Annotated in this window: 4 protein-coding genes; all 4 read right to left on the bottom strand. The window is 67.5% G+C overall.

Going from position 1 to position 6,111, the window contains the following annotated elements; translation table 11 throughout:
- A partial coding sequence (gene pyc / locus DVH29_RS13480) for a pyruvate carboxylase (RefSeq protein WP_114646715.1) occupies positions 1–2,633 on the bottom strand: 2,633 nt, incomplete at its 3' end.
- A 160-nt stretch (positions 2,634–2,793) separates the two neighbouring features.
- The gene (locus DVH29_RS13475; RefSeq protein ID WP_114646710.1) at positions 2,794–3,216 is read right to left on the bottom strand and encodes a protein tyrosine phosphatase family protein; all 423 of its coding nucleotides are present in this window, start codon (positions 3,214–3,216) and stop codon (positions 2,794–2,796) included.
- 89 nt (positions 3,217–3,305) lie between these two features.
- Positions 3,306–4,835: a putative bifunctional diguanylate cyclase/phosphodiesterase gene (locus DVH29_RS13470; RefSeq protein ID WP_114646709.1), complete on the bottom strand. Its 1,530-nt coding sequence runs from the start codon at positions 4,833–4,835 to the stop codon at positions 3,306–3,308.
- A 201-nt stretch (positions 4,836–5,036) separates the two neighbouring features.
- Positions 5,037–6,107, bottom strand: coding sequence for a glycine betaine ABC transporter substrate-binding protein (locus tag DVH29_RS13465; RefSeq protein ID WP_147276095.1), 1,071 nt, complete (start codon positions 6,105–6,107; stop codon positions 5,037–5,039).
- Positions 6,108–6,111: the final 4 nt, after the last annotated feature.

Here is a 6,111-nt window from a genome sequence, read left to right as displayed (position 1 = left end):
GACGGGGTCACCTTGACGATGTCGCCGAACATCTGGTTGACGTCGGCATAGGTCTGGGCCACTGCGTGCCAGCGGGTCTCCAGCCCCATGGAGCGGGCCTGTTCCTTCAAATTAGTGAACTGGCCGCCCGGCATCTCGTGCAGATAGACCTCCGAGGCCCCGCCTTTGAGATCGGATTCAAAAGCCCGGTACTGGGTGCGCACCGCCTCCCAGTAGAACGAGATCTCGCGGATGGCCTTGGGGTCGAGTTCAGCGTCGCGCGCGCCACCCTTGAGCGCCGCGACCAGCGAACCCAGCGTCGGCTGGCTGGTGGTGCCGGAGAACGAATCCATGGCCGCGTCCACCGCATCCACCCCCGCCTCGCAGGCCGCCAGCACCGTCGCCGCGGCGGCACCCGAGGTGTCGTGGGTGTGGAAGTGGATGGGCAGGCCGATCTCCTGCTTGAGGGTCGCGACGAGCGTTCTGGCCGCCGCCGGCTTCATCAGCCCGGCCATGTCCTTGAGGCCCAGCACATGCGCCCCGGCCGCTTCCAGTTCCCTGGCCCGCGCGACGTAATATTTGAGGTCGTATTTCGACCGCTCGGGGTCGAGCATGTCGCCGGTGTAGCAGACGGTGCCCTCGCACACCTTGCCGCTCTCGATCACCGCGTCCATGGCCACCCGCATGTTCTCGACCCAGTTGAGGCAGTCGAAGACGCGGAAGATGTCGATGCCCCCCTGGGCGGCGGTCCTGACGAAGAATTTGACCACATTGTCGGGGTAGTTGGTGTAGCCGACGCCATTGGCGCCGCGCAGCAGCATCTGGGTGAGGATATTGGGCGCCCCCTCGCGGATTTTCGCGAGGCGCTCCCACGGGTCCTCGTTCAAAAACCGCATGGCAACGTCGAAGGTCGCCCCGCCCCAGCATTCGAGCGAGAGGAGATTGGGCAGACCGCGGCTATAGGCCCCGGCGATCCTCTGCATGTCGAAAGAGCGCATGCGGGTGGCCAGAAGGCTCTGATGCCCGTCGCGCATGGTGGTGTCGGTAAAGAGCACGCGGGTCTGCGCCTTCATCCATGCCGCGAGCCCCGCCGCGCCGTCGCGTTCGAGGACCTGCCGGCTGCCCTCGACTCTCTCGAGCGGGGGATAGTCGGGCACCACAGGGGCGGCGGCGTGTTCGGGTGGGCGCGGGCGGTCACGGACTTCGGGATGCCCGTTGACCGTCACATCGGCGATATAGGTCAGGAGCTTGGTGGCCCGGTCCTTGCGCTTTTCGATATCGAATAGCGCCGGGGTCTCGTCGATGAACCGCGTCGTATAGGTGTTGTCGCGGAAGTTTTGGTGCGTGACGATGTTTTCAAGGAAAGCCAGATTGGTCGATACCCCGCGAATGCGGAACTCGCGCAGGGCGCGGTGCATGCGGGCGATGGCCTCTTCCGGGGTCGGGGCCCAGCAGGTGACCTTTTCCAAGAGCGGATCGTAATAGCGGGTGATCACCGCCCCCGAATAGGCCGTGCCGCCATCCAGCCGCACCCCGAACCCCGTCGCCCCGCGATAGGCGGTGATGCGGCCATAATCGGGGATGAAGTTCTCTTCCGGGTCTTCCGTCGTCACCCGGCATTGCAGCGCGTGCCCGTGCAGGGTGATCTCCTCCTGAACCGGCACGCCTGAGTCCGGCGTGCCGATCACCGCCCCGTCCATCACCCGGATCTGCGCCTTGACGATGTCGATGCCGGTCACTTCTTCCGTGACCGTATGCTCGACCTGGATGCGCGGATTGACCTCGATGAAGTAGAACTGATCGGTCTCGGCATCCATCAGGAACTCGACCGTGCCGGCGCAGCGATAATTGGCCGCCTTGCCCAGCCGCAAGGCCGCGTCGGTCAGCGCTTTTCGCGCGGCGTCATCGAGATAGGGGGCCGGGGCGCGCTCGACCACCTTCTGGTTGCGCCGCTGCACCGAGCAGTCGCGCTCGAACAAATGCACCAGATTGCCATGGTCGTCGCCGAGCAATTGCACCTCGACATGGCGGGCCTTTTCCACCAGCTTTTCGAGATACATCTCGTCCTTGCCGAACGCCGCTTTCGCCTCGCGCTTGCCCTCCGAGACGTCGGCGCGCAATTGTCTGGGATCGGTGATGCGCCGCATGCCGCGCCCGCCCCCGCCCCAGCTGGCCTTCAGCATCAAGGGATAACCGATCGCCTCGGCCATCTTCTCGACCGCATCGAGATCGTCGGGCAGGGGCTCGGTGGCCGGCACCACCGGCACCCCGGCCTTAATCGCCATCTGGCGCGCCGCGACCTTGTTGCCCAGATCGCGCATGGTCTGGGCCCTGGGTCCGATAAAGACGATCCCCGCATCTTCGCAGGCCTCGGCAAATTCGGGACTTTCGGACAACAGACCGTAACCGGGATGGATGGCGTCCGCCCCCGATAGCCGCGCCACGCGGATATATTCCTCGATCTGCAGATAGGCTTCGACCGGCCCCAGCCCCTGCCCGATCAGATACGCCTCGTCCGCCTTGAACCGGTGCAGCGCCAGCTTGTCCTCTTCCGCGAACACAGCAACCGTCCCCAGACCCAGCTCATTGGCCGCACGAAACACGCGGATCGCAATCTCACTCCGGTTCGCAACCAAAACCTTCGATATCGACATGCAGTACCCCTTGATGATGTGGGGACGCGAACCGGGCGATTGCCGGCACCCTGTTCACGCCGGAGCGCACGCCCGCCTTGCCGGAGGGCGCGATGGGAAATCCGTCCAGGGACCGGGTGCGGTCGAACCGGAGACGCGGCTCGCGCTGATCCCGGATAGCCTAGGAGAGCGGCTTGTCCAGATGCGCGGCCAGATGGCTCATGTCGTAGCCGGCCTGGGCCGCCGAACCGATGATCGCCTCGGCGCTGTCCTTGCCCGCCTGGCTCAGCGCCCACAAGGTGGTTGAGCGGGTGCCGGAGCGGCAGAAGGCGAAGACCGGGCCGTCGCTCTCGGCGAGGATGGCGCTGGTGCGGGCCACCATGTCCGGGCTGACGCCCTCGCGGCCCATGGGAATCTCGTGATAGGCGATGCCGGCCTTTTGGGCGGCGGCGGCCAGCTCGGCGCCGGCGGGCTGGTCCTCGGCCTCGCCATCGGGCCGGTTGTTGATGATCGCCACATAGCCGGCGGCCTTGATCGCCTCGACATCCTCGGGGCCGATCTGCCCGCAGACGCTGATGCTCTCGTTGATCTTCTTGATATCCAAAACCTTGCTCCCGCTGGGGCCATGCACCGATCGGGTGCTGTTATAGCCGCCAATTCCGCGATTGTGCAACAGAGGGCCGATGGCGTTCCTCAGGCGGCGGCGACGGCGCGGCCCTCGGCGGCGAGGATGGTTTCCAGCGGCTCCGGACGGCCCAGAAGGAAGCCCTGAAACCCGGTGCAGCCCAACTCGGCCAGCACGGCGTGCTGCTCGGGGGTTTCCACCCCCTCGGCGATCACCGCCACCCCCAGATCGGCGGCGATGCGGCAGATCGACTGCACGATCATCGAATCCACCGGGCGCGAGGTGATTTCGGCCACATAGGCCCGGTCGATCTTGATGATGTCGAAGGAGAGGTCGCGCAGGTAACCCAGGCTCGCATGGCCGGCGCCGAAATCGTCGACGGCGATCCGCACCCCGAGGGCGCGCAGGAATTCGAGGTTCTTGCGTTCGGCGGAATTTTTCTGCAACGGCGCGGTTTCGGTGATCTCGACGATGAAATTCTCCCCCGGCAGGCCGGCATTGGCGATCTCTTCGGCGAAATGGGCCGCGTAATCGGGATTGCGCAATTCGGCCGCCGAGACGTTGACGGCGACGGCGGGCACCCCGAGCAGCGGGAAATCGGCGCAGGCGCGGCGCAGCACCCATTGGCCCAGCTTGCCGATCAGGTCGGACTGCTCGGCGATGGGGACGAAGGCGGCCGGCGAGATCATGCCGCGCACCGAATGGCGCCAGCGCAGCAGCGCCTCGACCGAGCGCAGCCCGCCATCCACGGTCCTCACCGGCTGGTAATAGAGTTCGAGCTCGTCCATCAGGATGGCGGCGCGCAATTCGCGCTCGACGAAGCGCTGGTGGCGCTCCTCGGTCAAAAGCTCGCGGTCGAAAGCGACCACGGCGCCGCGGCCATTGTTCTTGCCCTTGTAGAGCGCCAGATCGGCCTTGGAGATCAGCGTATCGGCGTCGCCCGCATCCTCGGGGGCGAGGGCGATGCCCAGCGAGGCCGAGAGGCGCATGTCGCGCCCGGCCAGCGGCCGGGGCCGGTCGAGCTCTTCGAGCAGGCGCTCCCCGAGGCGCCGCAGGGCCGCCTTGGAGGTGACCCCGGGCAGGGCGAGCCCGAATTCGTCGCCCCCCAGCCGCCCGATCACCGCGCCGGGCATCAGTTCGGCGAGGGCGCGGGCCAGCCGCACCAGCGCCTGATCGCCCGCCGCGTGCCCGCTGCCGTCATTGATCGCTTTGAGGTGGTCCATGTCGATCTGCACATAGGCCACCGGTTGGCTGTCGCATTGGCGCACCATCTCGCGCAGCCGGTCGAGGAAATATTTGCGCGTCAAGGCCCCGGTCAGCGCGTCGCGATTGAGCGAATCGAGCAGGTCGCGGCGCTGCTTTTCCGCCAGCAGCAGCGCGTGACGCAGGGAGAAATAGCCCAGCACCACGATGCCGAGCAGGGCGAGGCCCAGAAGACCGGCGCCCACCAGCGCGGCCGGCACATAGTCGCCTTCGAGCGCCAGGGCGGCGAGGCCGGCCCCGGCCGCCCCCATGATGGCCACGGCCACACTGCCCGCCGCGAGCGCCGTTCCGCGATAGACGGCAAGGATATTGGTCAGCGAAAGTTCGGTGCGCATGGTCCCGGCCGTCCGTCATAGATCGCGCGAGACTAGCCCAGACGCTTTAACGCGCCGTGAATCGGGAGAGATTAATTCAGTGCAATCAAGAGGATAGGGCCATGTGCCACGACAGAGAGCGCCCGCGCCGCGACTATCGCGCCCTTGTATGACAGTCCTGCGACACTGGCCCGTGGCGGGTCTTTCAGGGTTAAGGGATGGTTATTCGGCGTCCGGGCCGGGCTCGGCTTCGGGGGCGGTGCCGACCCATTGGCGCCAGATGTCGCGGCCGCTGATGAGGAAATGCTGCGCCACCGCATCGGGGGCCGCCTCCTGCTCGGCCTGCCAGGCCAGCAGCCGGTTCATCTCCTCGACCGGCATGGAGGCGCGGGCGAAATAATCGGCGACATCGGGAGCCTGGGCGAACACCCATTCGGCCACCGCGATCACCACCGTATCGGGGGGAAAGCCCGAGGGCTCGAAGGGGATGCAGCCGGAAATGCCCATGCATTGCACGCTGGTCGTATCGACCGCACCCATGTCGAGGGGCACGAGGTCGAGGGTTTCGACCAGCGCATTGGGCTGCCAGTAATAGGCCAGCACCGGCTCGCGCCGCGCCACCGCCTCCCCGATCCGCCCGTCGAGATCGAAGCGGTCGAGGGGGGTGACGATGTCGAAGCGCCCGGTGAGGCCGAGCGCCCCGGCGAGGTTGGCGGTCATCACCGCGCAGGCCCAGTCGGCCGGGCACGAGAGCAGGCGGGCCCGCTCACCACCCGGCGGGGCGAAGACGCGCCAGTGGTCGACGAGATCGGCCGAGGCGGCGAGGCCGGGATTGTTCGCGATCACATAGCGCGGCACGAACCAGGCTTCGAGCGGACCGCCGGAAAAGGTCGGCGCCGCCGCCCGGGCGCTGGAGGCGCGCATGGCCCCGTTCCACACCTCGGCCTGGCGCGACACCCAGAGCTCGGGGGCAACGGCGGGCTGGCGGGTGGTGGCGATGGACGAGAGGGTCGATTCCGGCTCGCCCGGCACCAGTCGCACGCTGCAGCCGAACTCGGTGCGCAGGATCGCCGCGTGGATATGGGCGAGGATGGCGGCCGAGGGCCAGCCCATCTCGGCGATGGTGAAGGGGTCGGCGCCGCAGGCGGGAAGCGCCGCCTTCACCGGCGTGGTGTCGTCGGACGCGGCAGAAGGCGCGGCGGCGGGAGGCGGCGGCAGTACCTCGAACTGCCCCAGGGCCGGGCCGGCGAGGGCGGCGAGGACGGCAAGGGCGATGGGGGCGAGACGGCGCACGGCG

This window comes from Pelagibacterium lacus (assembly GCF_003345525.1).
GTDB lineage: Bacteria > Pseudomonadota > Alphaproteobacteria > Rhizobiales > Devosiaceae > Pelagibacterium > Pelagibacterium lacus.
Note: the sequence above shows the minus strand (reverse complement) of the source record. Positions and strands in the feature narration are given on the sequence as shown.